We start from the raw sequence: 24,828 nt of genomic DNA on the forward strand, positions 1-24,828 counted from the left end.
CCTTGGTCCTACGAAAACACCCTCTGACCTGTCATGATGGGTACGTCTTCACCCCTGCGCCCCCCGGACGGCCCGTCGGCCTCCGCGACGGGATGCCGCCTCTCTCGCTCCTCCCCCCGCCTCCCTCCCCGCCCTCTTTCGCGTGCGCGTGGACCACTCGGAGGATCACCCAGGGATGAATGCGACATACCACCCCAAACAGACACCCAGGCGGTACCCCTTGAGTGGTCAAAGTGGCGTGGGGTTAGCATGTGAGCGCCGCCTAGCTCGAAAGATAAACCTGTGACTGTCAATGACGACTCGTTCACCAACTGGAAAAACCGCGAGGAGATCGCGGAGTCGATGATCCCGATCATCGGGAAGCTGCACCGCGAGCAGGACGTGACGATCCTGCTGCACAGCCGCTCCTTGGTGAACAAGTCGGTGGTCAGCATCCTGAAGACGCACCGATTCGCCCGCCAGATAGCCGGCGAGGAGCTCTCCGTCACGGAGACCCTGCCGTTCCTGCAGGCGCTCACCACGCTGGACCTGGGCCCCTCCCAGATCGACATCGGCATGCTCGCCGCCACCTACAAGGCCGACGACCGGGGCCTGTCGGTGGAGCGCTTCACCGCCGAGGCCGTCGCCGGGGCCACCGGTGCCAACAAGATCGAGCGCGGCGAGGGCCGCGACGTCGTCCTGTACGGCTTCGGCCGGATCGGCCGCCTCGTCGCCCGCCTCCTGATCGAGAAGGCCGGCTCCGGCAACGGGCTGCGCCTGCGCGCCGTCGTCGTCCGCGGGGGCGGCGAGGCCGATCTGGTCAAGCGCGCCTCGCTGCTGCGCCGCGACTCCATCCACGGCCAGTTCCAGGGCACGATCACGGTGGACGAGGCGAGCAGCACGATCATCGCCAACGGCAACGCGATCAAGGTGATCTACGCCAACGACCCGAGCGAGGTCGACTACACGGCGTACGGCATCAAGGACGCCATCCTCATCGACAACACCGGCAAGTGGCGCGACCGCGAGGGCCTCTCCAAGCACCTGCGCCCCGGTATCGACAAGGTCGTCCTGACCGCTCCGGGCAAGGGCGACGTCCCGAACATCGTGCACGGCGTCAACCACGACACGATCAAGCCCGACGAGCAGATCCTGTCCTGCGCCTCCTGCACCACGAACGCGATCGTCCCGCCGCTGAAGGCCATGGACGACGAGTACGGCGTGCTGCGCGGCCACGTGGAGACCGTCCACTCGTTCACCAACGACCAGAACCTGCTGGACAACTACCACAAGGCCGACCGCCGCGGCCGCTCCGCGCCGCTCAACATGGTCATCACCGAGACCGGTGCCGCCTCGGCCGTCGCGAAGGCGCTGCCGGACCTCAAGGCGCCGATCACCGGCAGCTCGATCCGCGTCCCCGTCCCGGACGTCTCGATCGCGATCCTGAGCCTGCGCCTCGGCCGCGAGACCACCCGCGAGGAGGTCCTCGACTACCTCCGCGACGTCTCGCTGAACTCCCCGCTGAAGCGCCAGATCGACTTCACGACCGCGCCCGACGCCGTGTCGATGGACTTCGTGGGCTCGCGCCACTCGTCGATCGTCGACGCCGGCGCCACCAAGGTCGACGGCGACAACGCGATCCTGTACCTCTGGTACGACAACGAGTTCGGCTACTCGTGCCAGGTCATCCGGGTCGTCCAGCACGTCTCCGGCGTCGAGTACCCGACGTACCCGTCCCCGGCGGTCTGACCCCGTCGCACCCCCGCTCCACTCACGGCCCGTTCCCCCGCCCACCCCGGCGGCGGAGCGGGCCGCGTGCGTGGGCGGGGACGCTGGCGCGGCTGTTCGACGCTTCCGGTGCTGGACGCGTCGGAGGCGGCCCCGTGAAACCCAGCACGTCGATCTCAGAATGATCCGCGACTCTTCAACGCCGCCGGTGTGCGCAATGGGTGGCAAGCCGGAGGCCGGGAGCTGGATGTGCTCCCGGGCCCCGTCACGTTCCGGCCGGGCGTCATGCGTAGGGGTCGAAGGGGATCGGGGGCTTCGAGGCGTTCAGGGCGTCGTTGAAGCGGCCGTCGGTGATCTTGATGGTGGCCGAGCCGAAGTCGGCGGTCATGAGCTTGTCGCGCAGGCCCGCCGGGTAGCCGTTCCAGCCGACGAGGCGCGGGTAGAACCAGTTGCCGGTGTGGTTCTCGGCCGGCTCGTCGTTGCCGTTGGCCAGGCGGTAGAAGTGCGTCGAGGCGCCGTCCTTGTGGTAGACGACCTTGGCATGGGTCCCGTCGAAGCGGACCTGCGAGCGCGGGTACCACTTCCAGCCGCTGTGCTGCGAAGTCGACACGTACTGGACCTCGTTGTCCTTGATCCAGACCACCACGTGCTCGAAGTCGTGCCGGTGCCCGATGGCCAAGGGGCCGAGCGTGGCCTGGTCCTTCTCGAAGTAGCCCGCGTACATGACGGCGCACCAGCCGTTGTTGCACTTCGCGCGGGAGTACGTGTTGGAGTTCTGCAGCTGTACGAGGTCACGGCAGTGGCCGTTCACCGCTCCCCCGGGCTTGAGCCCGGGGTTGAGCACGCCGCTGCTGCTGATCGCGGCGGTGGCGTAGCAGCCGTCCCCGTCGTAGTCGAAGGCGGGCGAGAAGGTCTGTTCGAGGCCGTCCGCGTTCTGCGGCAGGGCCGGTATCACGTCGGCGACCGCGACGGCCGGAAGGGCCAGCACGAGCGCCGCGGCCCCGAGCCCGGCGGTGGTCGCGGTCCGGCGGAATCCGGCCCACCGCCGCCCCGCGCGGGGGGCCTCGGCCCCGGCCCCTTCGTTCATCGTCCTCGTCGGTGACAGCAGGCTGCGCACATCATCTCCTGACCTGTACATGTAGATCCGGGCACCGAGGCGAACGCTAGCGGGGCAGCATCCAAGTCCGGGTCGAGTCAGGCGAATTCGAGATGTACGACGATGCGCGACGACGGGTCGCGCCCCGCTCAGCCGCCCACGCGGTCCAGCATCGCGCGGCGCCAGCGCTCCGTCTCGGCGATCTGGTTGAACGTGAACAGGTGCAGACCGGCCACCGCCGCCCCGGGCGCTCCGAGGGCGGGGGCGCTGCGGCGCAGCAGCCGTTCCGGGGAGTAGCCGCCGGGCGCCGCGAAGCGCAGGAACCACGAGGGGTGCCGGGTCAGGAACTTGGCGGATTCCCCCACGCCGATCTTCGTGGCCATGGCCAGCAGCTTCGTGCGCTCGACCGGGCCGGCGACCCCCACGTGCACGGGCAGCACGATCTGCCGGCCCCGTACCCGCCCGATCCACTGCCTCAGGGTCGCCGGGTCGAAGCACAGGTTGCTGACGATGTACGTCGCGTGCGGCTGCTTGTCCCGCATCGCCCGCACGGTGACCTTGTCGTCGATGAGGGGATGGCTCTCCGGGTATCCGGTGATGCCGACGTGCGCGAACGGGCTGCCCAGCTCGCCGAGCCGGCGCAGTACGGGCAGGGCCGCGTCGTACGCCCCGGCCGGCGGGTCGGCGTCGCCGGCCGGTACGAAGACGTCGTCGATGCCGGCGGCGACCAGCCGGTCCACGATGTCCGTGAGGTGGCCGGCGTCGGTGATCTGCCGGGCCGGCAGGTGCGGGACGACCCGGTAGCCGTGCCCGGCCAGGCGGGTGGCGAGGTCCAGGGTCGGGCCGATGCCCTTGGCCGGGGAGGCGGTGACGGTGACCGGTACACCGGCCGGGACGTGCGCCAGGACCTTGTCCTCGGTGGCCTTCGCCGGCAGGACCTCGTAGCGGACCCTGCGCAGGAGCTCCGCGAGGCCGCCCCCGGTGACCGGGGCCTGCGCGGGGCGTTCGGGATACGGCGTGGGCCGGGCGGACATGCCGCTCCTCCTCGGGTGGCGGTGGTGCCGCATCGGCGGCTTTCTCGGCCCCCATCATGCCGGGTGCGGAAATGCCGTCGTTCGCCGCGTACGGCAGGCCGCAGGCTTGGACCATGGAACACGTTGCCGCACTCACCGCGGAGCTCCTCGAAACGGACCGGACGGCGGGGGCCCGCCGGGCCGCCCCGGCGGCACTGCGGGCCGTGGCCTCCGTCGCCGCCACCGGCCGACGCCCGCTCCGGAGCTCCTGCGCAGCCGAACGGTCGGCGCTGATGGAGCTCTTACAGGTCGCCGCCTGGATGCTCTTCGACGCCGAGCGGCACGGGATCTCTCAGCGGCTCAGCCGCCGGGCACTCGCCCTGGCCCGCACCCTCCCCGAGGAGGCCCGCTCCGTCGAGCTGCTCGTCCTGTCCGTGCTGTGCCTGCAGGAGGAGCACCTCGGGCGCCCCGCCACATCGCTGCGCATCTCCTCGTCGGTCCTGGCCGGCCGGGACCTGCCGGCCCGGGTGGCCGCCATCTTCCACGTACGGGAAGCACGCGCCCGGGCCCGGCTCCGGCAGGGCCGGCGGGCGCTGCGGTCCCTCGCCGCGGCCCGGGAACTCCTGGCGGACGGGCCCTGCGAGCGCGATCCGTCCTGGACCTGGTGGTTCGACCGGTCGGAGCTCGACGGTCACCACGGTCTGGCCCTCGCCGACCTGGGGGATCTCGACGGCGCCGCGTCCCTCCTGCACGAGGCGGCGGCCGCGGGTGACGCACCCGCCTACCGGTCGCTGTTCTCCACCGAGCTGGCCTCCGTACTCGCCCGGGCCGGCGCCTGGCGCGAGACGGACGCGTGGCTGTCCGGCCTGGTCGGGTCCGTCCCGGACATCGGCTCCGTCCGCGCCCTGAACGCCCTGGCGCGCACGACCCGCACCATCGAACGCGGCCCCCGCGTCCCCCGCGCCCTGCGGGACACCAGCGGGCACCTCGCCGCGAGCCTGCGCGAGGAGACCGGCCCCGCGCACCCCGCCTTCCGGGCGGTCCGGCGGCCGTGAGATGGTCGCCCCGGCCTCCGCGACGGGGCCGCGCGCGAGGAGGGCAGTGTGACCGGCACCGGCAGTACAACCACCGGACGGGTACTGGTGGCGGACGACGACGCCGCCATCCGCCGCTCCCTGGAGCGCGGGCTGCGGCTGAGCGGCTTCACCGTGCTGCTCGCCGAGGACGGGCCCGCCGCACTCGCCCTGCTCGGCGACCAGGCCCCGGACGTCCTCGTACTGGACGTGTCGATGCCCGGCCTGACCGGCACGGAGGTCTGCCGCGGCCTGCGCGCCCGCGGCGACGAGACTCCCGTCCTGATGCTGTCGGCCCTCGACGAGGTCACGGACCGGATCGCCGGACTGCAGGCCGGCGCCGACGACTACCTGGTCAAACCGTTCGCCCTGGAGGAGCTCGTCCTGCGCCTGCACGCCCTGCTGCGGCGCCGCCCGGCCCCCGCTCCCGCCTCGGACGTACTGCGCGCCGGCCCCCTCGTGCTCGACGAGGCCCGCCGCCAGGTACACCACGGTCAGGCCGAACTCCACCTCACCCGGCGCGAGTTCGAGCTCCTGCTCCAGCTGGTGCGCAACGCCGGGATCGTCCTCACCCGGGACCAGCTGCTGGACCGGGTGTGGGGCTACGACTTCGAGGTCCGCAGCGACGCCGTCGACACCTTCGTCAGCTATCTGCGCCGCAAGCTGGAGGAGGGCGGGCGCCCGCGCCTGATCCACACCGTGCGCGGCGTCGGCTTCGTCCTGCGCGTCCCCGGGGCCCGGGAGAGCGGGTCGTGAAGCTCGCGACCCGCATCGCCCTCTCGGTGACGGTGGTGGTGCCCCTGCTGGTGCTCGCCGCCGGCCTGCTGGTGCTCGGGCTGGTCAGCCGCGATCTCCACCAGCAGCAGGACACCCGGCTCCAGGACCGGGCCTCCGCCGTCCTCCCGGACGTCAAGACGCTGCTCACGGCCGACCGCAACGGGAAGCCGAAGGTGGAGCAGAACCAGCACCGCAAGGTGCTCGGCGACGTCCTCGACGCCGGCCTGCGCGTCCGCACGGCGGACGGAACCGTCGTCCTGGAGGGCGGCCCGCAGCCCGCCGACCCGGTGCGGCTGCCCGAGCAGACCCCGGACGGACCGGTCACCGTCCGCGCCAAGGGCCGCGCCTGGCGGGTGCTGACCGTCCCCGTGGCCGGGCCCGCGCCGGGCACGCTCTGGCTGTTCACCCCGGCCTCGGCCGCCGACCCGCAGGTCGTCGCCGTACGCCGCCGGGTCCTGCTGGTGGCCCTGCTGGCGGCGCCGGTCGCCGGGCTGCTCGCGTACGGGCTGGCCGGCCGCGCCACCGCCTCCGTACGCAGGCTGAGCCGCCGGGCCGCCGAACTCGACCCGCGCGCGGGCGCGGCCGCCTTCGCCGGCGCGCCCGTGAACATCGCCGAGGTGGACGAACTGTCCAGTGCCATCGGCCAGTTGCTGGCCCGGTACGAGGAGCAGGCCGCCCGTACGGCGCAGGCGCTGGACACCGCCCGCTCGTTCTCCTCCGCCGCCTCCCACGAGCTGCGCACCCCGCTGATGAGCATGCGGACCGACCTGGACGTCCTGGCCGCCCATCCCGACCTCTCCCCCGCCGAACGGGCCGAGATCGTACGGGACTTGCAGCGCGACCACGCCCGCCTGCTGGACCTGCTCACGGCCCTGCGGATGCTCGCCCGGGGCGATCTGGTGGAGGTGTCGGCGTTCGCCTCCCTCGACCTGTCCGAGCTGGTGGACACCGTGGTCGGCGAGAGTGCCCGCCGCCATCCCGAGGCGCGGCTGGAGGCGGAACTCCCCGCGGAGCTGAGGGTGTTCGGATGGGATGCCGGACTGGCCATCCTGCTCGCCAACCTGCTGGGCAACGCGGCGGTACACGGCCACCGGCCGCAAGAGCCGGCCAGGATCGCGGTACGGCTGCACGCGGAGGGCGGGTACGCGGTGCTCACCGTGGACGACGCGGGGCCCGGCATCCCGTCCGGCGAGCGGGAGGCCGTCTTCCGGCGGTTCCACCACCGCCCCGGCAGCCCCGGCTCCGGGCTCGGGCTGACACTGGTCGCCCAGCAGGTCGCGCTGCACCGGGGCACGGTCAGGATCGGGACGCCGCCCGGCGGCGCGGGCACCCGCTTCGAGGTGCGCCTGCCCCTGTCGGCGGCGGACTCCCCGACCCTGCGGCTGCCGAAGCGACGCGACTGGATCTCCAGGGGCGACTGAGGACGCCGGCCGCCGGCCGACGGCCCCCGCGGACTCACAAAGTTTCCACAAAGACACCCCCTACCGTCCGGACGGGTCGGCCGCCAGTGAGCCGGCCCGCTCGTACCGAAGGGGATACAGCCATGCTCCCGAACCGTAGGACCGCCGCCGCCGCGATCGGCGCCCTCGCGCTGGCCGGCGCCCTGATCTCCGCCGCTCCCGCGCAGGCCGAATCGGCAAGCCCCGCGCCCGCCGCGCCGAAGACGGCCAAGTCCGCGCCGAAGGGCGACGGGGCCAAGGCGATCTGCAAGCGCCTGCCCAAGACGGAGACCCGCGTCAGCACGGCCATCGGCCGGCTCAAGGGCGATGCCACCGTCCCCGGCTCCGTCGCCCGCCTGGAGCAGCGCGTAGCGAACGCCCAGACCGCCGGCCACACGGAGGTCCACACCTACCTGAACGACCGCCTGACCTTCCGCAAGAGCCTGCTGCCCACCCTCCAGAAGCGGCAGGACGACCTGAAGGCCGTCAGCACCTGGTGCTCCGCGCAGGAGTCCAAGTGACCCGAGCGACCTCGCGCCGCCGTGCCGCCGCGGCGCTCGCCACCCTGGCCGCGGCGACGGCGCTGGTGCTCACCGGCTGCTCGCCCGGCGCGAGCGCCAAGCCCGGCGGCGCCCAGTCCGTGAGCGGCGCCGACGAGGCCACGGTCAAGGACATGCAGCAGAAGCTGGACGACGCCGAGAGCGCGGCCGCCCAGGCGGACTCGGACGCCGCCCAGAACAACTGACCCACCCCGCACGCACCCCGGCCCGCCCCCGATCCCCGGGGGCGGGCCGGCCGCGTTCTCACTCGCGCTCGGGCCGGTGCAATGCGCGCAGCCCCTGGAGCAGCAGGCCCAGGCCGAACTCGAACTGCGTCGCGAAATCGGCGCTGGTCAGCACGGGCAGGGCCGCGGTGAGGTGCGGGTAGCGCGCCGCCGTCACCGCTTCGCGCAGCCGCTCGGGGTCCGCGGGCCCCTGATCGCCGGGCTGGAGGGCGGCCTGCTCCTCCAGGGTGTGTCCGACGGTGAAGTGGACGACCGTCATCGCGGTGCGCGCCGCCTCCTTCGGACCGAAGCCCGCCTCGCTCAGGACCCCGATGAGGGTCTCGGCGAAGCCGAGGGTGTTCGCGCCGGTCGAGTGGGTTCCGGCGTAGACCCGTGCCCCGTCGCGATGGGCGAGGAGCGCCGTACGCATCCGACGGGCCAGGGCCGTCAGGCGTCCGCTCCAGTCGGGGTCCGGCGGCGGGGTGGAGCAGCCCGCCAGCATCCGTTCGGCCATGGCGGTGAGCAGGTCCTGCTTGGTGGCGAAGTGCCGGTAGAGCGCCCCGGCCCGGACGCCCACCGCGTCGGCCAGCCGCCGCATGGTGAGCGCGTCCAGTCCGGATTCGTCCAGCAGCACCAGGGCGGCCTCCACGGTACGGGCCTGGTCCAGTCTCGGGGGCCTGCCCCGGGCCGGGGGGCGGGCCGCGTCGGCGGAGGACGGGATTGACGGTGTGCTCATGGACCTCACTATAGTGAACGGCGTTCACGTGAACGCCGTTCACTAAATAGGGAAGACCCAGAGAAGAGGTTCCCGATGGACACCGATGTGATCGTCGTGGGCGCCGGGCCGACCGGCCTGATGCTCGCCTGCGAGCTCGCGCTGGCCGGCGTACGGACCCGGATCGTGGAGCGGCGGGACGCTCCGCAGCTGGATTCGCGCGCGCTGACCCTGCACCCGCGCAGTGTCGAGCTGATGGACCAGCGCGGGCTGGCCGACCGGTTCCTCGCGCTCGGCCGGACCGTTCCCGGCTGCCACTTCGCCGGCCTCGGCACCCGGCTGGACTTCGCCGCCCTCGACAGCCGCCACGGGTACACCCTGTTCCTGGCCCAGGCCCGTACGGAGGCCCTGCTGGAGGAGCGGGCGCGCGAGCTCGGCGTGGAGATCCACCGCGGGCGCGAGACCACCGGGCTGCGCCAGGACCCGGACGGCGTGGACGTCGACGTGCACGGCCCGGGCGGAGCCCGGACCGTACGCGCCTCCTACGTGGTCGGCTGCGACGGCGGGCGCAGCATCGTGCGGCACGAGGCCGGCATCGGCTTCCCCGGCACGGACGAGACGCTGACCGGGATCCTCGGCGACTTCGCGGTGGCCGACCTCGAGAGCCTCGGGCAGGCGCGCGCCGAGGGCGTACTGGCCGTCCCGCTGGAGGGGGGCCTGACCCGGTTCGTCCTGATCGACCCGGAGCGGATGCGGACGCCCGCCGCCGAGCCGGTCACCGTGGAGGAGTTCCGCGAGTCCCTGATCCGGATCTGCGGGAGCGACTGCGGGATCGGCCGGCCCCGGTGGCTGTCCCGGTTCGGCAACGCCACCCGGCTCGCCGAGCGCTACCGGTCCGGGCGCGTGCTGCTGGCGGGGGACGCGGCGCACATCCACTTCCCCGCGGCCGGCCAGGGGCTCAACACCGGGCTCCAGGACGCGATGAACCTGGGCTGGAAGCTGGCCGCCGAGATCCACGGGTGGGCGCCGTCGGGGCTGCTCGACACGTACCACGGGGAGCGGCACCCGGTGGGCGTGGCCGTCACCGAGAACACCGAGGTCCAGACCCTGCTGGCGGAGCTGACGCTGGTCCCCTCGTACCAGCGGCCCGCCGCGGCCCTGCGCAGACTGCTCGACGAACTGCTCGGCATCGAGGAGGTCAACCGCCGGCTCGCCGGGCTGGTCTCCGCGCTCGGCATCGGATACCCGGCCACCGGCCCCGGCGCCGATCCCCTGGTGGGCACGCGGATGCCGGACATCCCGCTGGGCATCGCCGGTTCCCCCGCTTCCCGGGTGTACGAGCTGCTCCACGAGGGCCGCTTCGTCCTGCTGAACCTCGCGCAGGAGCGGGGCTTCGACACCGGGGAGGGATGGGCCGACCGGGTCACCTCGGTCACCTCGGTCACCTCGGACGGCGCCCGCCACGCCCGCCTCGACGGGGTGGCCGAGGTCCTCGTCCGCCCCGACGGGCACATCGCCTGGGCCACCCGGACCGCCTGCTCCGCGGCCCGCCGGACCGAGCGGTACGAGGCCCTCACGGCCTGGGCCGGCCGGCCGTAGGACGAGCCGCCAGGGGGTGTCAGGCCCGCTTGCCCTGCAAGAAGCGGTGCAAGCGGGTCCACGGCCAGGTGTTGATGACGTCGTCCTTGGTGAGCCAGCCGCGCTGCGCCGTGCCCACCCCGTAGCGCAGGTACGGCAGGTGCGTCGTGGCGTGCGCGTCCGAGTTCACCGCGAACTTCACCCCGTGGCGCCTGGCCCGCAGGATGTCCTCGTCGCCGAGGTCGAGCCGCTCCGGATGCGCGTTGATCTCCAGGGCGGTCCCCGTCCGCGCACAGGCCTCGAACACGGCGTCGAAGTCGGCGTCCACACCCGGACGCCGGCCGATCCGCCGGGTGGTGGGGTGGCCGATGACGCGGACGTACGGGTTCTCGCAGGCCCGGATGAAGCGCCGGGTCATCGCGGCCCGGCTCTGGCCGAAGTGGGAGTGCACGGAGGCCACGCACAGGTCGAAGCCGGCCAGGAAGGAGTCGGGCCAGTCCAGGCCGCCGTCCGGGCCGATGTTGAGTTCGGTGCCGTGCAGCAGCCGCATCCCGCGCACCGTGCGGTCCAGCGCCCGTACCCGCTCGCGCTGCGCCAGGATCTTCTCCTCGGTCATGCGCTGCATGGCGAGGTCCGGCGCGTGGTCGGTGACCGCGTAGTACGCGTAGCCCCGGGCGGCAGCGGCGGCCACCATGTCCTCCAGGGAGGCGAGGCCGTCGGTGAGGTCGGTGTGGGTGTGCAGATCGCCCCGGATGTCGTCCTCCGCCACGAGGGCGGGCAGTTCACCCCGCAGTCCGGCCGCGACCTCCCCTCGGTCCTCGCGCAGCGTCGGCGGGATCCAGGGCAGGCCGAGCCGGGCGTAGACCTCCTCCTCCGTCTCCGAGGCGAGGCTCTTGCCGCTCTCCGCGTCGAACAGCCCGTACTCGGAGAGCTTGAGCCCCTGGCGCACCGCCAGGGCGCGGGTGCGGATGTTGTGCGCCTTGGATCCGGTGAAGTACTGGAGGCCGGCTCCCCAGGAGGCGGGCGGCAGGACGCGCAGGTCGACCTGGAGGCCGGCCTCCGTGCGGACGGAGGTCTTCTTCGCGCCGTGCGCGATGACGTCGGCCACGAACGGGAGCTCGGCGAGGGCCGTCATGAACGGCGCGGACGTGTCGGCCGCCACCAGGATGTCGATGTCGCCGATGGTCTCGCGCATCCGGCGCAGCGAGCCCGCGTACGTGCATCGGACGCACCCCGGGATCCGCTCCATCTCGGCGACGATCTGCTCGGCGATGTCCATCGCGGCACCGAGCAGGATGCGGCCGTCGGCGTTCCGGAGTACGGAAATCCCGTGCAGGATGTTCTGCTCGGTCTGCTCGCCGAAGCCCTTCAGGTCGCGCAGCTTCTCCTTGCGGATGGCGTCCTCCAGCTGCTTGACGGAGGAGACGCCCAGCTCCTCGTACAGGACGAGGGCCTTGCGGGGTCCGAGCCCCGGGATGGCGGTCAGGGCCCGCACCCCGGCCGGGACGGCGGCCCTGCGCGCCTCGATGTCCGGGACGTGCCCGGTGCTCAGGTACTCGACGACCTTCTCGGCGATCGACTTGCCCACGTTCGGTATCTCCCGCAGGCCCTTGACGTCGAGCCCGGCGACGTCGGCCGGGTGGCCGCCGATGGCGCGGGCGGCCTTCTCGTACGCGCGCGCCTTGAAGGCGTCGCCGCCGCTGATCGAGATCAGGTCGGCGTACTCCTGCAGCAGTGCCTCGACCTTCTCGTTGGCCCTGGCCATGCCTCCAGGGTGCCCCTTGTACCGGCGCCCGGCTCGGGCACTGCCCCAGAGAAGGTGAGGATTGTTCACTTTCCATTGACAGGGCGGGCGCCGCGGGCCAACAGTGTGCCGTCAGCGCCCGCGCACGCCTCGACCGAAGTGAGCCCGTATGACAGCGTCCGTACCCGCGTTCCCCGCCGGTTTCCTCTGGGGCGTCTCCGCCTCGGCGTTCCAGATCGAGGGCTCGCCCACCGCCGACGGCCGGGGTCCCTCCTCCTGGGACGCGTTCACCAAGGAGCCCGGGCGCATCAAGGACGGCTCGCACGCGGACGTGGCCACCGACCACTACCGCCGCTACCGCGAGGACGTCGCCCTGATGGCCGGACTCGGCGTGGGGGCCTACCGGTTCTCGGTGTCCTGGTCCCGGGTCCTCCCGGACGGCCACGGGCAGGTCAACGGCAAGGGGCTGGACTTCTACGACCGCCTGGTCGACGCGCTGTGCACGGCCGGCATCGCCCCGGTGCCCACGCTGTTCCACTGGGACACCCCGCTCGCGCTGGAGGAGAAGGGCGGCTGGCTCAACCGCGACACCGCCGAGCGGTTCGCGGCGTACGCCTCGGTGGTCGCGGACCGGCTCGCCGACCGCGTCCCGATGTGGATCACCATCAACGAGCCGGCCGAGGTCACCCTCCTGGGGTACGGCCTCGGCGAGCACGCCCCCGGCCGCGGCCTCGTCTTCGACGCCCTGCCCGCGGCCCACCACCAGTTGCTCGCCCACGGCCTGGGCGTGCAGGCGCTGCGGGCAGCGGGCGCCCGCCGGATCGGGATCGCCGCCTCGCACAGCCCGGTGTGGCCGGCCGGCGACGGCGAGGAGGACCGCGGCGCCGCCGAGCTGTACGACCTGCTCACGAACCGGCTCTTCGCCGACCCCGTCCTGACCGGCGCCTATCCCGACGAAGGCCTGGCCTCGCTGCTGCCCGGACCGGTGGCCGAGGACCTGAAGACGATCTCGGCCCCGCTGGACTGGTACGGGATCAACTACTACAACCCGATGCTCGTCGGCGCCCCGCAACCGGCCGCCGCCGCCACCGGGTTCGGCGGCATCGAGATCCCCGCCGGCCTCCCCTTCTCGTTCCGGCCGGTCGAGGGGTACCCGCAGACCGACTTCGGCTGGCCGGTGGTCCCGGACGGACTGCGCGAGCTGCTCGTCTCCCTGCGCGAGCGCTACGGCGACCGCCTGCCCCCGCTGTACATCACCGAGAACGGCTGCTCGTACGCGGACGACCCCGATCCGGTGACGGGGCGGATCGCCGACGCCCGCCGGATCGCGTACCACGAGGGCCATCTGGCCGCCCTGCACGAGGCGATGGCGCAGGGGGTCGACGTCCGCGGCTACTTCATCTGGTCGATCCTCGACAACTTCGAGTGGGCGGAGGGGTTCCGGCAGCGGTTCGGGCTGGTCCACGTGGACTACGAGACGCTGGAGCGGACCCCGAAGGAGTCGTACGCCTGGTACCGCGACGTGATCAAGGGCGGCAGATGACCGTCGGAGGGACGGCGGCGAAGACCGCCGGCCCGGCCGATCCGGCGGGCCCGGCCGGCGGGCGGTGGGTGAGCGCGCTGTCCCTCGCCAACCTCGGGGTCTGGGTCGGCTGGTTCGGCCCGCTCCAACTGCTCCTGGCCCGCCAGGCGGAGCAGCTCGCCCCGGACCACAAGGCGGCCACGCTCGCCCTGGTGACGGGGGTGGGGGCGGCCGTCTCGATGGTCGCCAACCCGGTCTTCGGGGCCCTGTCGGACCGTACGACGGCCTCGGTGGGCCGGCGGATCCCCTGGGTGGTGGCGGGGGTCCTGGGCGGGGCGGCCGGACTGCTCGTCCTCGCGCGGGCTTCGAGCGTCGCCGTGGTGATCGCGGGCTGGTGCCTGGTCCAACTGGCCCTCAACGCGGCCTTCGCCGCGCTCACCGCCGCCGTGCCCGACCAGGTACCGCGGCGTCAGCGCGGGCTGGTCGGCGGCTGGCTCGGGGTTTCGCAGGTCGGCGGCATCCTGGCCGGCACCGCGCTGGCCACGGTGGCGGGCGGCATCGCCGCCGGGTACCTCGCGTGCGCGGCCTTCTCGGTGCTCGCGGCCGTCCCGTACGTGGTGATGCGGCGCGACGCGCGGCTGCGGCCCGAAGCCCGGCCCGCGTTCCGGTGGCGGAGCTTCCTCACCGGCTTCTGGATCGACCCGAGGCGCCATCCCGACTTCGGCTGGGCCTGGTTGACGCGCTTCCTGATGAACCTGTCGTACTCCGTCAGCACGATGTACCTGCTGTACTACCTGACCGACGCGGTGCACTACGAGGGCGACGCCGACACCGGCGTCCTGATCCTGACGGCGCTCAACGCGCTCACCCTGCTGGCCACGGTGGTGGTCGGCGGTGTCCGCTCGGACCGCACGGGCCGCCGGAAGGTCTACGTCATCGGGGCGGGGCTGGTCATCTCGGCGGCCACCCTGCTGCTCGCCGTCTGGCAGACCTGGACCGGGGCGGTCGTCGCCTCGCTGGTCCTCGGGGTCGGCTTCGGCGTCTACACGTCGGTGGACTTCGCCCTGCTGACGGACGTGCTGCCGACGGCGCAGGACCGGGGCCGGGACCTCGGCGTCATCAACATAGCCAACGCGCTGCCCCAGGTGCTGGCTCCGGTGATCGCCGCGCCGGTCGTCACGCACTTCGGCGGGTACACCGCGCTGTACGCGCTCGCGGGCGCTCTGGCCGTGGCGGGATCGGTACTGGTCCGCCGCATCCGCGGGGTCCCGTGAGGAACCGGGCGCGCCCGCGGTGTCGCCGGACGGACCGGTGACACCGCGGGCACGGTGGATCAGGAGTTGACGCAGACGTTGCCGGCGGCCGGGTTCAGCAGGCCGATGAGGTTGATGCTGTTGCCGCAGGCGTTGAGCTGGAGGTGGATCGGGATCTGGACCACGTTGCCCGAGAGGAAGCCGGGCGAGCCGATGGCGTAGCCCTCGGCCGTGGCGTCGGCGGAGGCGCTGCCGATCCCGCCGAGCGTCGCACCGAGCAGACAGGCCGCAACGGCCAGGGTACGGAGCTTCATGATGTGGGTCTCCCATCGCATGAGGGTGTGCGGGGGCCATCCCATACCAGCCCGGCCCGAACCCGGCCGATTCACCCGGTCGTGGGCCCCGTCCGCGGCGCGCGACCGCCGATCGGAAGACGTTCCGGAGACGTCCCACGGGATTCCCGAAGGTGAATTTTTCCGGAAAGGGCAATCTCCCGAGCCCTCTGGAGCGTATGCCCCTGTGGAAGCCTCTCCAGGAGACAACTCATGGAGGAAAACTCATGGCGATCTTCACCCACCTCGTTCCCGCAAAGCACCGCCGTCGCGGCAAGAAGGACATGACCTCGGGACGTGACGACAACGCCGGCAGGCGCCGTCACCGTCGCCGCCACTGCACCAACGACAACGGCCACCACGGCCACCATGGCAACAACTGGTAAGCACCATGGGACGGGTCGCGCGGCACGTACTGCGGCGGCTGCTGTCGGTGGCAGAAGACCCCGACGCGGTCGTCGCCGCCGCGCCCCCCGTCACTCCGCGCGAGGCGTTCCGCCGGTTCTGGCCCTACACCCGGGGCGGCCGCCGCTGGCTGGTCCCGATCCTGATCTTCAGCATGGTCGGCCCGCTCCTCGACGCGGCCGAGATCTGGCTCTTCAAGATCGTGGTGGACGAGGTCCTCGTTCCGCGCGATCTGGGCCCGTTCCTCTGGATCGCCCTCGCCTACCTGGGGCTCGTCCTCGCTTCGGGCATTCTCGAGTTCGCCGACGACGTGCTGTCCACGTGGGTCGGCGAACGCTTTCTGCTGGCCCTGCGGTCGGACGTCTACCGGCACGTCCAGGGACTCTCCCTCGGGTTCTTCGAGCGGCGGCGGCTGGGTGACGTACTGTCACGCATCACCGGCGACGTCGACGCGATCGAGACGTTCCTGCTCTCGGGCGTGGCCAACGCCCTTTACTACGTGGTCCAGTTGGGCGTCTTCCTCGGCCTGCTCTTCTACCTGAGCTGGGACCTGACCCTGCTCGCGCTCGTGATCGTGCCGCTCTTCTGGGGCGCGGCCCGGCGCTTCTCCCGGCTGATCAAGGCCGCCTCGCGAGAGCGGCGGCGGCGCAGCGGCTCGATCAGCGCGATAGCCGAGGAGTCGCTCGGCAACATCGCGCTGGTGCAGGCGTACAACCGGCAGGGGACGGAGGAGAGCCGGTTCGCCCGCGAGAGCGTGGGCCGCTTCCACGCGGCGATGGTCTCGGCCCGTATCCGCTCCGTGTACGGCCCGATCGTCGAGGTGATCGAACTGGCCGGCGTACTGGCCGTGATGGGCCTGGGTACGTGGAAACTGGCGCAGGGGCAGCTCACCCTGGGCGGGCTGCTGGTCTTCGTCGCCCTGCTGGGCCGGCTCTACAGCCCGATCCGCGACCTGTCCCAGCTCACGAACACCTTCTACGCGGCGTCCGCGTCGGCCGAGCGCATCATCGAGCTGCTCGACCAGCACCCGCAGGTCGCCGAGGTCGAAGCCGCCCGTGCCCGGAGGATCGGGCTCGCCCGGGGCGATGTCGAGTTCCGCGGCGTCTCGTTCCGCTATCCGGGCACGGCGCGATGGGCTCTGCGCGAGGTGTCGTTCCGCGTACGGCCCGGTACGACGCTGGCGCTGGTCGGGGCGAGCGGCGCCGGCAAGTCCACGGTCGGGAAGCTGCAACTGCGCTTCTACGACCCTGACGAGGGGGCGGTCCTCCTCGACGGCACCGATCTGCGGGAGCTGCGGCTGGCCGAACTGCGCGAGAACGTCGCGGTGGTGCTCCAGGAGACGCTCGTCTTCCACGGCACGGTACGGGAGAACATCGCGTACGGGCGGCCCGGCGCGAGCGAGGCGGACATCGTCGCGGCGGCGCGCGCCGCCGACGCCGACGGGTTCATCCGGCTCCTCCCCGAGGGCTACGACACCGTCGTGGGCCAGCGGGGGCGGACGCTGTCCGGCGGGCAGGCGCAGCGCCTGGCGATCGCCCGCGCGATGGTCAGGGACGCGCCCGTACTGCTCCTGGACGAACCGACCACCGGTCTGGACGCCGAGTCGGCCCGCCGGATCATGGGACCGCTGCGCCGGCTGATGGCCGGGCGGACCACGGTCGTGATCTCCCACAACCTGCTGACCGTCCGCGACGCCACGACCACGGTGGTGCTGGACGGGGGCCGGGTCGCCGAGTGCGGTACGCACGAGGAACTGCTCGTACGGGGCGGTGTCTACGCCCGTCTGCACCGCATGAACGGCGGCGTGCCCGGCGTGAACGGCTCCGGACCCGCCTCCGGTCCCGACTCCGGACCCGCCTCCGGACCCGCCTCCGGTCCCGCCTCCCCGCTGAAGGTCCTGTCATGAGCCTCGCGACCACCACCGCGACCCGCCCCGCGGGCCCGCCCCTCGCGCCCGGTGCGAGGCCCGCGCCCGGGTACGAGGTCCTGTCGCACCTGGCCCGGACCGGCTGGCTCGACCTGTACGACGCCTGGAGCGGGGAGCGGGACTGCCGGTGCGTCGTGAAGGTCCTGCGCCCCGACCGCCGCGGCGAGGGGCGGCTGGCCGAGCGGCTGGTCCGCGAGGGCCGCTGGCTCCAGCGCTTCACGCATCCGCACCTGGTCCGCGCGTACGAGACCTTCGCCTCGCCCGAGCCCCTCGTCGTACTCGAAACGCTGACGGGCGAGACGCTCGCCCACCTCATCGACCGGCTGCCGCGGCGGGCGGCCGCCGAGGACGTGGCGGTCCTCGGCGTGCAGTTGTGCTCCGCGCTGCACTACCTGCACCGTCAGGGCCTGCTGCACCTCGACCTGAAGCCGGCCAACGTCGTGGTGGAATGCGCTCGCGCGAAGGTGCTCGACCTCAGCGTCGCCCACGCGCCCGGCATCACCCCCGCCGGCGTCGGCACGTTCGGCTACATGTCGCCCGAACAGGCCCGCGGCGGGGCCCTGTCGGCGGCGGCCGACGTCTGGGGCATCGGCATCACGCTGTACGAACTCGCCACCGGGGACGTCCCGTTCGACATCGGCGACACGGTGGACGGAACCACCACGGACGGAACGACCACGGACGGCGCGGCCGCGGACTGGTATCCGCAGCTCGAAGAACCGGCCCCGCCCGTCAGCGCACACCGGCGGCTGCCCCCGGCCCTGGCGGCGGCCATCGACGGCTGCCTGCGCCCCGATCCGGCGGACAGGCCGTCGGTCTCCGAGCTGTCCGCCGCCCTCGACGCGACACTGCGCACGCGGCGCCGCGATACGCCCGAGGCGGGGTGACGGGAACCGGCCAGACCTGCGAAAAGGCGTCTGGTGGGGCGTGGCGCCGGCTATGTAATGTCACATCGCATGATGCTCTTACGGCGCACCGCCTCGCTCGCGGCCCTTCTCGCCACCGTCCTCCCCCTGGCCGTCACCGCTCCCGCGCACGCGGACGACACCTCCTCCTGCCGTACGACGCCCTCCGCTCCCCTCGACACCGAGCAGGCGCGACTCGCGGATGCGCGCAGCACCGCGCTCGTCGAACGCGCCGGGTTCGGGGACTTCGTACGGCGCTTCCCCGCCGCACTGTGCGCAGTCCGCAACCCCGCCGAGGCCGGGCGGCTCCTCGACAGCTGGGGCGGGGCGCTCTGGCAGTCCGCCGTACGCCGCGCCCAGGGGCAGCGGCCCGGCGGCGACCTCCCGGCCGGGGACGACCGCCCCCTGTACTGGACCCGGCTGGCCATGACCACCGCGCTCGCCCGCTGGGAGCCGGGATTCGCCGTCGACCGCGCCGCGCTGCGCGCCCGCTTCGAGGACGCCTCCCGCGGCCTCGCCGACAACGGCTTCCGGACGCCGGCGGGCGTACGGCGCGTCTTCATCAGCGGCTTCGACCCCTTCGGGCTCGATGCCGAGCTGCGCCGCGCCAACCCCTCCGGTTCCGCCGCGCTCCAGCTCAACGGGCGCCGGATCACCCTCGCCGACGGCAGCCCCGCCGAGATCCGGGCCGTCGTGCTGCCCGTGCGGTACGCCGACTTCGACGCCGGCATCGTGGAGCGGGCCTTCGCCCCGCGCCTGGCCGGCGGCCCGGGCGCGGCGGACGTGATCACCACGATCAGCCAGGGCTACCCCGGCATCTTCACCCTGGAGGCCTGGGCGGGCCGGGCCCGGTCGGCGGATCCGTACCCCGACAACACCGGCTCCCTCTCCGGCGGCACCCGCGAGCACCCGGTGACCGCCCCCGGTCTCGGCCCGGGCGCGGAGTTCATCCGGACCACGCTCCCGACCGCGGCGGCGACCGGCGCCGTGCAGAGCCCGTACCCGGTGCTGCTCAACACCGCCGTCACCGAGATCCCGGCGGGCGCCGCGGAGCCGGTGGACCGCGCGGACGGTCCGACCCCGGGTTCGAGGGCGGTGGAGGGCGGCGGGGGCGGCTACCTGTCCAACGAGGTGGCCTACCGCTCCAACCGCCTCCGCGGCGAACTCGCCCCGCACCTGCCCGGCGGCCACCTGCACACCCCGGTCCTCACCGGCCTCCCGGCGGACCCGAACGTGCTGACGGGCCCCGAGTTCGAGCGCAACGAGACCGCGATCACCGCGGAGGTCCGCGCCGTCCTGGAACACACCGCCGCCCGCCCCTGACCCGCCTACAGGGATCCGAGTTCGTCGCTCAGATCCGTCAGACCGAGTGAGCCGAGCGAGAGCGCGGCCATGTGCCAGCGTTTGAGGTCGAAGTCCGGGCCCTGCTTGGCCCGGGCCCGCTCCCGCCCCTCCAGCCAGGCCCGTTCGCCGAGTTTGTACGAGATCGCCTGGGCGGGCCTGCCCAGATAGCGGACGATCTCGCTGTCCAGGTAGGCCGCGGGCCGGCCGGAGTAGCGGCCGAGGAACTCCCGCGCCAGCGCGGGAGTCCACCGCTCCCCCGGCCGGAACGGCGAGTGCGCGGGGATGCTCAGCCGCAGGTGCATGCCGATGTCGATCACCACGCGGACGGCCCGCATCATCTGGTCGTCGAGGTGGCCCAGCCGGTGGGCGGGGTCGGTCAGGAATCCCAGCTCGTCCATGAGGCGTTCGGCGTACAGGGCCCAGCCCTCGGTGGTCGCATCGACCTTGGCGACGTTCGTCTGGTAGCGGGAGAGGCGGGCCGCGGTGAACGTCCAGTGCCCCAGCTGGAGATGGTGCCCGGGGAAACCCTCGTGGTACCAGGTGGAGACGAGGTCGTGGGTGGGGAAGCGGGTCCGGCCCAGCGTCGGCAGCCAGGTCCGGCCCGGGCGGGTGAAGCCCAGGGACGGCTGCGAGTAGTACGGCGCCGCGGGGCCACCGGGCGGCGCGATGCACGACTCGACGTGCCTGACCGGCTCGGCGATGTCGAAGTGCCGTCCGTCCAGGGCCGCCACGGCCTCGTCCATCAGGGACTGGAGCCAGACCCTGGTCTCCTCCACTCCGTGGACGCTCTTGCCGTGGTCGCCCAGCCAGGCCAGTACCACCCAGGGGTCCTGCCCGCCCGGCAGGATGCGCGTCGCCTCGGCCCGCATCTCGGGCAGCAGCCGGTGGAACTCCTCCCAGCCGTACGCGTACGCCTCGTCGAGGTCGAGGTCCGCGCCGGTGTGGTGGCGGGCGAAGCGGCCGTACCGCTCGCGCCCGACGGCGTCCTCGGCTCCGGCCCCGGTGGCCTGGGCCTCGTACTCGCGCCGGAACCACTCCCGCAGCTCCGCGAAGGCGCCCGTCGCCACCCGCGCCGCGGCCTCGACCTCGGCGCGCAGGTGCGGCGGCGCGCCGGCGGCGAGCGGGCCGAACCCGCCGCCCGCGGAGCCCGTAGAGCCCAGCCACTCCTCCAGTTGGGCCACGTTGGCCCGTACCTGGCGCGGCGCCGCCGCCACTCCGCGGCCCACGCCCTCGGCGAGGGAGGCCCGGTAGCCGCTCAGGCAGTCGGGCACGGCCCGCAGCCGCTGCGCGATCGCCGCCCAGTCCTCGGGCGTACGGGTCGGCATCACCGCGAAGACCTTGCGGACCCGGTGCAGGGGCGAGGAGATGTTGTTCACCGCGCGCAGGTGCTCGCCCGCCTCGTACTGGGCGAGTTCCGCGTCGAGCCGCTCCCGCAGCAGCCGTGCGCACCGCCGCTCGACGTCGGCGTCCACGCCGGCATCCGCTTGGGCGTCGCTCCCGGCGAGCCGTACGAGGGTCTCGCGCGCGAGACCGGCCTCGGCGGCGGCCCCGTCGGGCGAGAAGTCCGGCAGTCTGCCGGCGCCGGCGGAGGTGCCGAGGTTCGTGCCGGTGATCGGGTCGAGCGCGACCAGGGCGTCGACATGCGCGTCGGAGATCTGGCGGGGCAGCTCACGCTGAGGCCTCAACATGCCCGGAGCACTGCCCAGCGCCTCCCCCGGACACGCCCCGGGCCCGTGTCTTTGGCCGGTATCCCGCGGCCGTCCGCCCGGCCGCTCCCGCTCTGCGAGCAGGGCGGTTACGCCCCGACGTGCGCCATGTGCCGTCAGTACGCACGATGGACTACGGGACCGATGTGGCACGAAGACCGGGGTCCCGCACCCGAGAGAGAGGCGGCGCGATGACCAGCACGCCGAGTGGAAGTGGCACGCCGACCGGTACCAGCAGTGGCTGGGCGGCCGGCGGCACGACGTTCGCAGGTGTCCTGATGATCGTCGGCGGTGTCTTCGCCATCATCGAGGGCATCGTCGCGATCGCCAAGGACGAGGTGTCCCAGCAGGTCGGCGACTACACCTTCAAGTTCGACCTCACCGCCTGGGGCTGGATCCATCTCATCATCGGCATCCTCGTGCTCCTCGCCGGTGCGGCGATCCTCAAGGGCATGGAGGCCGGCCGCATCGCCGGTATCGCTCTGACCTGCCTGTACGTGATCGCCCACTTCATGTGGCTGCCGTACCAGCCGTTCTGGTCGATCGTCGCCATCGGCATCGGCGTGTTCATCATCTGGGCCCTGTGCACCGACACCCCGCGGCAGGCGAGGCCCTGACGGTGTGACGGCGGCGGCCCGACACCGCCCGACACGCCCGATACCCTCGTGCCGGTACGCGTACGTCACCGGCACGAGGAGCAGGGACAGCATGACGATTCACCGGCCGGGCCGGCCCGAAGACCTGCCGGCGGCCGAACTGCTGTGGGCCCGGTGGGCGTTGGTCGCCGTACTGGAGGCGACCACCGCGGCGGAGAGCCGCGGCATCCACCGCACCGGGCACTGGATCGACGGCGCCGCGCTCCGCCTCGACGACGCCGGCTGCACGTGGTGGGCCCTGGCCCGGATGGGCCAGGGCCGCTTCGTGCTCTACGGCGAGGACGAGTCGAGCGGCGTCAAGTGGCACAAGCCCGCGGTCGACATGCTGGCGCAGGGCCCGGACTGGCTCCCGTACGACAGGCTGCACGACCTGCTGGAGGGCTGGGAGCTGGGGTGCGTCTACTGGTACGAGAACGGCGCCTGGGCCCGCGCGCCCTACCCGGAGGACCTCGAGGACGACGGCCTGGACTGCGGTATGGACCGCTTCGTCGAGCGGCGGGAAGTCCTCGGCCTGCTGGCCGACCACGGCCCGGACACGGAGGAGCTCCTGGAGGCCGCCGAGGAGTACCGGCTGGCACCCCGGGCACTGGACGCCCTGGTCACGGCCACCGGCAACGCGGACCGGGACGAGGACTGGGACCTGCCCGCCATGCACCGCGCGCTGGACCTGGCCGGCCTCGCGGGGGAACCCGTCGCCACGTAGTGCACGGGTTCCCGAAGTGTTCTAGCGTCGTATGAGGCGTCCGCGTGGAGGTGAGAACGTGGAGGTGAGCAGGGTGGCAAGTCCGACCCCGGCCCAGTTCCGGGCCGTCCACGGCGACATGGGCCGGTGGCAGGCCGTCGACTTCGATGTGTACGAGCACCTCGTCGAGAACCAGTACGTCGTCCGCCCGTGGCCCCGGCCGGAACCGGGCGACCCCCCGCCGCCCCGCCGGGGCGCGGACCCGGCGACCGGACTCGGGCCGCCGCCTGACTAGGCGGAGGCCCGACCGGCGCGCGGAGCGGCGAGCCGCCGGGCGCCGCGGACCAGGCCGTACGTGCCCAGCGCCGCCGCCGGGACGGCCGTGACGGCGACCGCGGCCCACACCTGCGCGTAGTGCGCGGCCTGCGTGGGCGTCCGCTCGAAGGTGATCATCGGGCCCCAGGTGTAGTAGCCCCAGATCATGAGCAGCTGCGAGAGCACGGCCCGCAGGACGGCGTGCACCGCCGTGGGCGCCGTGGCCGAGACGAGCAGCACGATCGCCGCGTACGGTACGTACCCGGATGCGAAGCGGCTCGCCGCGGTCACGTTCCTCCCGTCGCCGTCGCCCGCGACGGCGATCCAGGCGGACAGGGCTCCGGCGGCCAGGGCCACGGCCGCGGTGACGGCCGCTCGCTGCGCGCCCCTCTTCATCTCGTTCTCCTCACCTGCCACGTGCCGACCCGGTCTCCTCCACCCTCCGTCGCCGGTATGCGCGGGGAATGACAGGAATATGACCGTTTCGTCACGAGGTGGGCGCGGGAAGCGGCCCCGTCTCCTCCGCGGCTCGGTCCCCCTCGGCGCGGTCCCCCTCGGCACGGTCCCCCTCGGCACGGTCCCCCTCGGCGCGCTCCTTCGCCGCCCGGCGGCGCAGCGCGTCCTCGTCCGTGTCCGCGTCGTACGTCACCAGCTTGGGCAGCGTCACGGACAGGGCCGCCACCGCCGCCACGCACATCAGGCCTCCACTCCAGAACGCCGGCCGCGTGCCCGTCCAGCCCGCGACCGTGCCCGCGCGGACCTGCCCCAGCTGCGGGCCCACGCTGTACGAGAGCACCTCGATGCCCGCCAGCCGCCCGCGCAGCTCCTCGGGGATGGTCTGGTTCCAGATCGTCGCCCGGCCCAGGCCGCTCAGCATGTCGCCGGCGCCCGCGACCGCCAGGCACACCAGCACCACCCGGATGTCGGTGAACCAGCCGGTCGCCGCGATCGCCACGCCCCAGACCGCGGCTCCGCACACCACGAACAGGCCGTGCCGGCGCACCCGCGAGGTCCAGCCGCTGGTCATCCCGAGGACCAGGGAGCCCACGGCGCCCGCCGAGTACATGAGGCCCAGCGCCCACACCGCGTCGAGCTCGTCCGCGAGGAAGGGGAAGATCGTGTTCGGGAAGGCGAAGAACATGGCCGCCAGGTCCACCGCGTACGTGCCCAGCAGCACGGGCCGGCTCCACGCGTAGCGCGCGCCCTCGGCGATCCCGCGCAGCGAGGGCCGTTCCGCGTCCGGCGAGGGCGGCGCCGGGGCCAGCCGGGTGCACAGCACGACGGACAGCGCGAAGCCCGCGACGGTGACGCCGTAGGCGGCCGGATAGCCCGCGTAGGCGACGACCAGGCCGGCGAGCGCCGGTCCGGCGATCGCACCGATCTGGTAGCGCAGCGCGTTGAGCGCGGCGGCCGCGGTCATCTGCTCGTGCGGCACGATCCGCGCCATCATCGAGTCCAGGGCCGGGCGCTGTAGCCCGGCCAGCGCCGAGACGCCGGCCGCGACCACGTACAGGGGCCACAGCAGCGGGTTCGGCAGCAGCGAGTTGACGAGCAGGATCAGGGCCAGCACCCCGAGCCCGGCCTCGCTCAGCAGGATCATCCGCCGCCGGTCGATCGCGTCGGCCAGGGCCCCGCCGTAGAGGCCGAAGACCACGAGCGGGACGAGTTCCACCGCGCCCATCGCACCGACCGCGAGCGGCGAGTCCGTCAGGTGCTTGATCTGGAGCGGGAGGGCGATCATCGCCATGAAGGACGTGAAGAACGTGATGGCGCCCTGGAAGAAGAGCAGCCGGAAGTCGCGGCTGGAGCGCCACGGGGAGAGGTCGGGAAGCAAGCGGGACGAACGGGTGGTACTCACAGCGGATCATCGTGCGGG

Annotated in this window: 24 protein-coding genes; 16 read left to right on the forward strand and 8 right to left on the reverse strand. The window is 73.0% G+C overall.

Annotation, left to right across the window (positions count from 1 at the left end; genetic code table 11):
• The first annotated feature begins 282 nt into the window (after positions 1 to 282).
• Entirely contained in the window at positions 283 to 1,728 is a 1,446-nt protein-coding gene (locus IF02_RS0120570) for a glyceraldehyde-3-phosphate dehydrogenase (RefSeq protein ID WP_030159005.1), read from the forward strand.
• Positions 1,729 to 1,990: 262 nt separating this feature from the next.
• Here IF02_RS0120570 and IF02_RS0120575 read toward each other — a convergent pair whose 3' ends face one another.
• Together IF02_RS0120575 and IF02_RS0120580 are read right to left on the reverse strand one after the other, a co-directional pair.
• A complete protein-coding gene (locus IF02_RS0120575; protein WP_051696395.1) occupies positions 1,991 to 2,794 on the reverse strand; it encodes an NPP1 family protein in 804 nt (267 codons plus the stop codon).
• Between the two features lie 158 nt (positions 2,795 to 2,952).
• Positions 2,953 to 3,837 carry a methylenetetrahydrofolate reductase gene (locus IF02_RS0120580; protein ID WP_051696396.1) on the reverse strand — a complete coding sequence of 295 codons (885 nt, stop codon included), beginning with the start codon at positions 3,835 to 3,837 and terminating at the stop codon, positions 2,953 to 2,955.
• Positions 3,838 to 3,950: 113 nt separating this feature from the next.
• On the opposite strand from IF02_RS0120580, the gene IF02_RS0120585 reads away from it, so the two are divergent.
• The 5 genes from IF02_RS0120585 (at position 3,951) to IF02_RS0120605 (ending at position 7,850) form a co-directional block, all read left to right on the forward strand.
• Positions 3,951 to 4,871: a hypothetical protein gene (locus IF02_RS0120585; protein ID WP_158708525.1), complete on the forward strand. Its 921-nt coding sequence runs from the start codon at positions 3,951 to 3,953 to the stop codon at positions 4,869 to 4,871.
• 48 nt (positions 4,872 to 4,919) lie between these two features.
• Positions 4,920 to 5,645, forward strand: a complete 726-nt coding sequence (locus IF02_RS0120590; protein ID WP_030159011.1) for a response regulator transcription factor — start codon at positions 4,920 to 4,922, stop codon at positions 5,643 to 5,645.
• Positions 5,642 to 7,087 carry a sensor histidine kinase gene (locus tag IF02_RS0120595; RefSeq protein WP_030159013.1) on the forward strand — a complete coding sequence of 482 codons (1,446 nt, stop codon included), beginning with the start codon at positions 5,642 to 5,644 and terminating at the stop codon, positions 7,085 to 7,087. Before IF02_RS0120590 ends, IF02_RS0120595 begins: the two co-directional genes overlap by 4 nt.
• A gap of 122 nt (positions 7,088 to 7,209) precedes the next feature.
• A complete protein-coding gene (locus tag IF02_RS0120600; protein WP_030159014.1) occupies positions 7,210 to 7,626 on the forward strand; it encodes a hypothetical protein in 417 nt (138 codons plus the stop codon).
• Complete coding sequence (locus tag IF02_RS0120605) at positions 7,623 to 7,850, forward strand: hypothetical protein (RefSeq protein ID WP_030159016.1); 228 nt, start codon at positions 7,623 to 7,625, stop codon at positions 7,848 to 7,850. Before IF02_RS0120600 ends, IF02_RS0120605 begins: the two co-directional genes overlap by 4 nt.
• Before the next feature lie 58 nt (positions 7,851 to 7,908).
• On the opposite strand, the gene IF02_RS0120610 is transcribed toward IF02_RS0120605, so the two are convergent.
• Positions 7,909 to 8,604, reverse strand: a complete 696-nt coding sequence (locus IF02_RS0120610; RefSeq protein WP_030159018.1) for a TetR/AcrR family transcriptional regulator — start codon at positions 8,602 to 8,604, stop codon at positions 7,909 to 7,911.
• Between the two features lie 75 nt (positions 8,605 to 8,679).
• Between IF02_RS0120610 and IF02_RS0120615 the strand changes: the two genes are divergently transcribed.
• The gene (locus IF02_RS0120615) at positions 8,680 to 10,182 is read left to right on the forward strand and encodes a monooxygenase (RefSeq protein WP_030159019.1); all 1,503 of its coding nucleotides are present in this window, start codon (positions 8,680 to 8,682) and stop codon (positions 10,180 to 10,182) included.
• A gap of 19 nt (positions 10,183 to 10,201) precedes the next feature.
• Here the strand turns inward: IF02_RS0120615 and polX are convergent, their stop codons facing one another.
• The gene (polX, locus tag IF02_RS0120620) at positions 10,202 to 11,926 is read right to left on the reverse strand and encodes a DNA polymerase/3'-5' exonuclease PolX (RefSeq protein ID WP_030159021.1); all 1,725 of its coding nucleotides are present in this window, start codon (positions 11,924 to 11,926) and stop codon (positions 10,202 to 10,204) included.
• Positions 11,927 to 12,074: 148 nt separating this feature from the next.
• Here polX and IF02_RS0120625 point away from each other — a divergent pair, with 148 nt between their 5' ends.
• Positions 12,075 to 13,448, forward strand: a complete 1,374-nt coding sequence (locus tag IF02_RS0120625; protein WP_030159022.1) for a GH1 family beta-glucosidase — start codon at positions 12,075 to 12,077, stop codon at positions 13,446 to 13,448.
• Complete coding sequence (locus tag IF02_RS0120630) at positions 13,445 to 14,701, forward strand: MFS transporter (RefSeq protein WP_030159024.1); 1,257 nt, start codon at positions 13,445 to 13,447, stop codon at positions 14,699 to 14,701. The genes IF02_RS0120625 and IF02_RS0120630 overlap by 4 nt, the downstream gene beginning before the upstream one ends.
• A 59-nt stretch (positions 14,702 to 14,760) precedes the next feature.
• Here the strand turns inward: IF02_RS0120630 and IF02_RS0120635 are convergent, their stop codons facing one another.
• Complete coding sequence (locus IF02_RS0120635) at positions 14,761 to 14,994, reverse strand: chaplin (RefSeq protein WP_030159025.1); 234 nt, start codon at positions 14,992 to 14,994, stop codon at positions 14,761 to 14,763.
• A 245-nt stretch (positions 14,995 to 15,239) separates the two neighbouring features.
• Between IF02_RS0120635 and IF02_RS34860 the strand changes: the two genes are divergently transcribed.
• The 4 genes from IF02_RS34860 (at position 15,240) to IF02_RS0120655 (ending at position 19,572) form a co-directional block, all read left to right on the forward strand.
• Positions 15,240 to 15,398, forward strand: a complete 159-nt coding sequence (locus IF02_RS34860) for a hypothetical protein (protein ID WP_158708526.1) — start codon at positions 15,240 to 15,242, stop codon at positions 15,396 to 15,398.
• Between the two features lie 5 nt (positions 15,399 to 15,403).
• Entirely contained in the window at positions 15,404 to 17,323 is a 1,920-nt protein-coding gene (locus IF02_RS0120645) for an ABC transporter ATP-binding protein (RefSeq protein ID WP_078622212.1), read from the forward strand.
• Complete coding sequence (locus tag IF02_RS0120650; protein WP_051696398.1) at positions 17,320 to 18,231, forward strand: serine/threonine-protein kinase; 912 nt, start codon at positions 17,320 to 17,322, stop codon at positions 18,229 to 18,231. The genes IF02_RS0120645 and IF02_RS0120650 overlap by 4 nt, the downstream gene beginning before the upstream one ends.
• Positions 18,232 to 18,300: 69 nt before the next feature.
• Positions 18,301 to 19,572, forward strand: a complete 1,272-nt coding sequence (locus IF02_RS0120655; RefSeq protein ID WP_030159030.1) for a hypothetical protein — start codon at positions 18,301 to 18,303, stop codon at positions 19,570 to 19,572.
• Positions 19,573 to 19,577: 5 nt separating this feature from the next.
• On the opposite strand, the gene IF02_RS0120660 is transcribed toward IF02_RS0120655, so the two are convergent.
• Positions 19,578 to 21,281 (reverse strand): DUF885 domain-containing protein, encoded by a 1,704-nt coding sequence (locus IF02_RS0120660; RefSeq protein ID WP_030159035.1) that lies wholly within the window; start codon positions 21,279 to 21,281, stop codon positions 19,578 to 19,580.
• Positions 21,282 to 21,490: 209 nt separating this feature from the next.
• Here IF02_RS0120660 and IF02_RS0120665 point away from each other — a divergent pair, with 209 nt between their 5' ends.
• From IF02_RS0120665 to IF02_RS0120675, 3 genes are all read left to right on the forward strand, one after another.
• Entirely contained in the window at positions 21,491 to 21,916 is a 426-nt protein-coding gene (locus IF02_RS0120665) for a DUF7144 family membrane protein (protein ID WP_030159037.1), read from the forward strand.
• A gap of 91 nt (positions 21,917 to 22,007) precedes the next feature.
• On the forward strand, positions 22,008 to 22,658 hold the full coding sequence (locus tag IF02_RS0120670; protein ID WP_030159038.1) for a hypothetical protein: 651 nt from the start codon (positions 22,008 to 22,010) through the stop codon (positions 22,656 to 22,658).
• A 73-nt stretch (positions 22,659 to 22,731) separates the two neighbouring features.
• On the forward strand, positions 22,732 to 22,932 hold the full coding sequence (locus tag IF02_RS0120675; protein WP_158708527.1) for a hypothetical protein: 201 nt from the start codon (positions 22,732 to 22,734) through the stop codon (positions 22,930 to 22,932).
• Here the strand turns inward: IF02_RS0120675 and IF02_RS0120680 are convergent.
• Positions 22,929 to 23,348, reverse strand: coding sequence for a hypothetical protein (locus tag IF02_RS0120680; RefSeq protein WP_030159041.1), 420 nt, complete (start codon positions 23,346 to 23,348; stop codon positions 22,929 to 22,931). The two genes, IF02_RS0120675 and IF02_RS0120680, sit on opposite strands and share 4 nt — an antisense overlap.
• A 91-nt stretch (positions 23,349 to 23,439) precedes the next feature.
• A complete protein-coding gene (locus IF02_RS0120685) occupies positions 23,440 to 24,810 on the reverse strand; it encodes an MFS transporter (protein WP_078622213.1) in 1,371 nt (456 codons plus the stop codon).
• Between the last annotated feature and the right edge of the window lie 18 nt (positions 24,811 to 24,828).

This window comes from Streptomyces sp. NRRL S-244, assembly GCF_000717915.1.
Classification (GTDB): Bacteria; Actinomycetota; Actinomycetes; order Streptomycetales; family Streptomycetaceae; genus Streptomyces.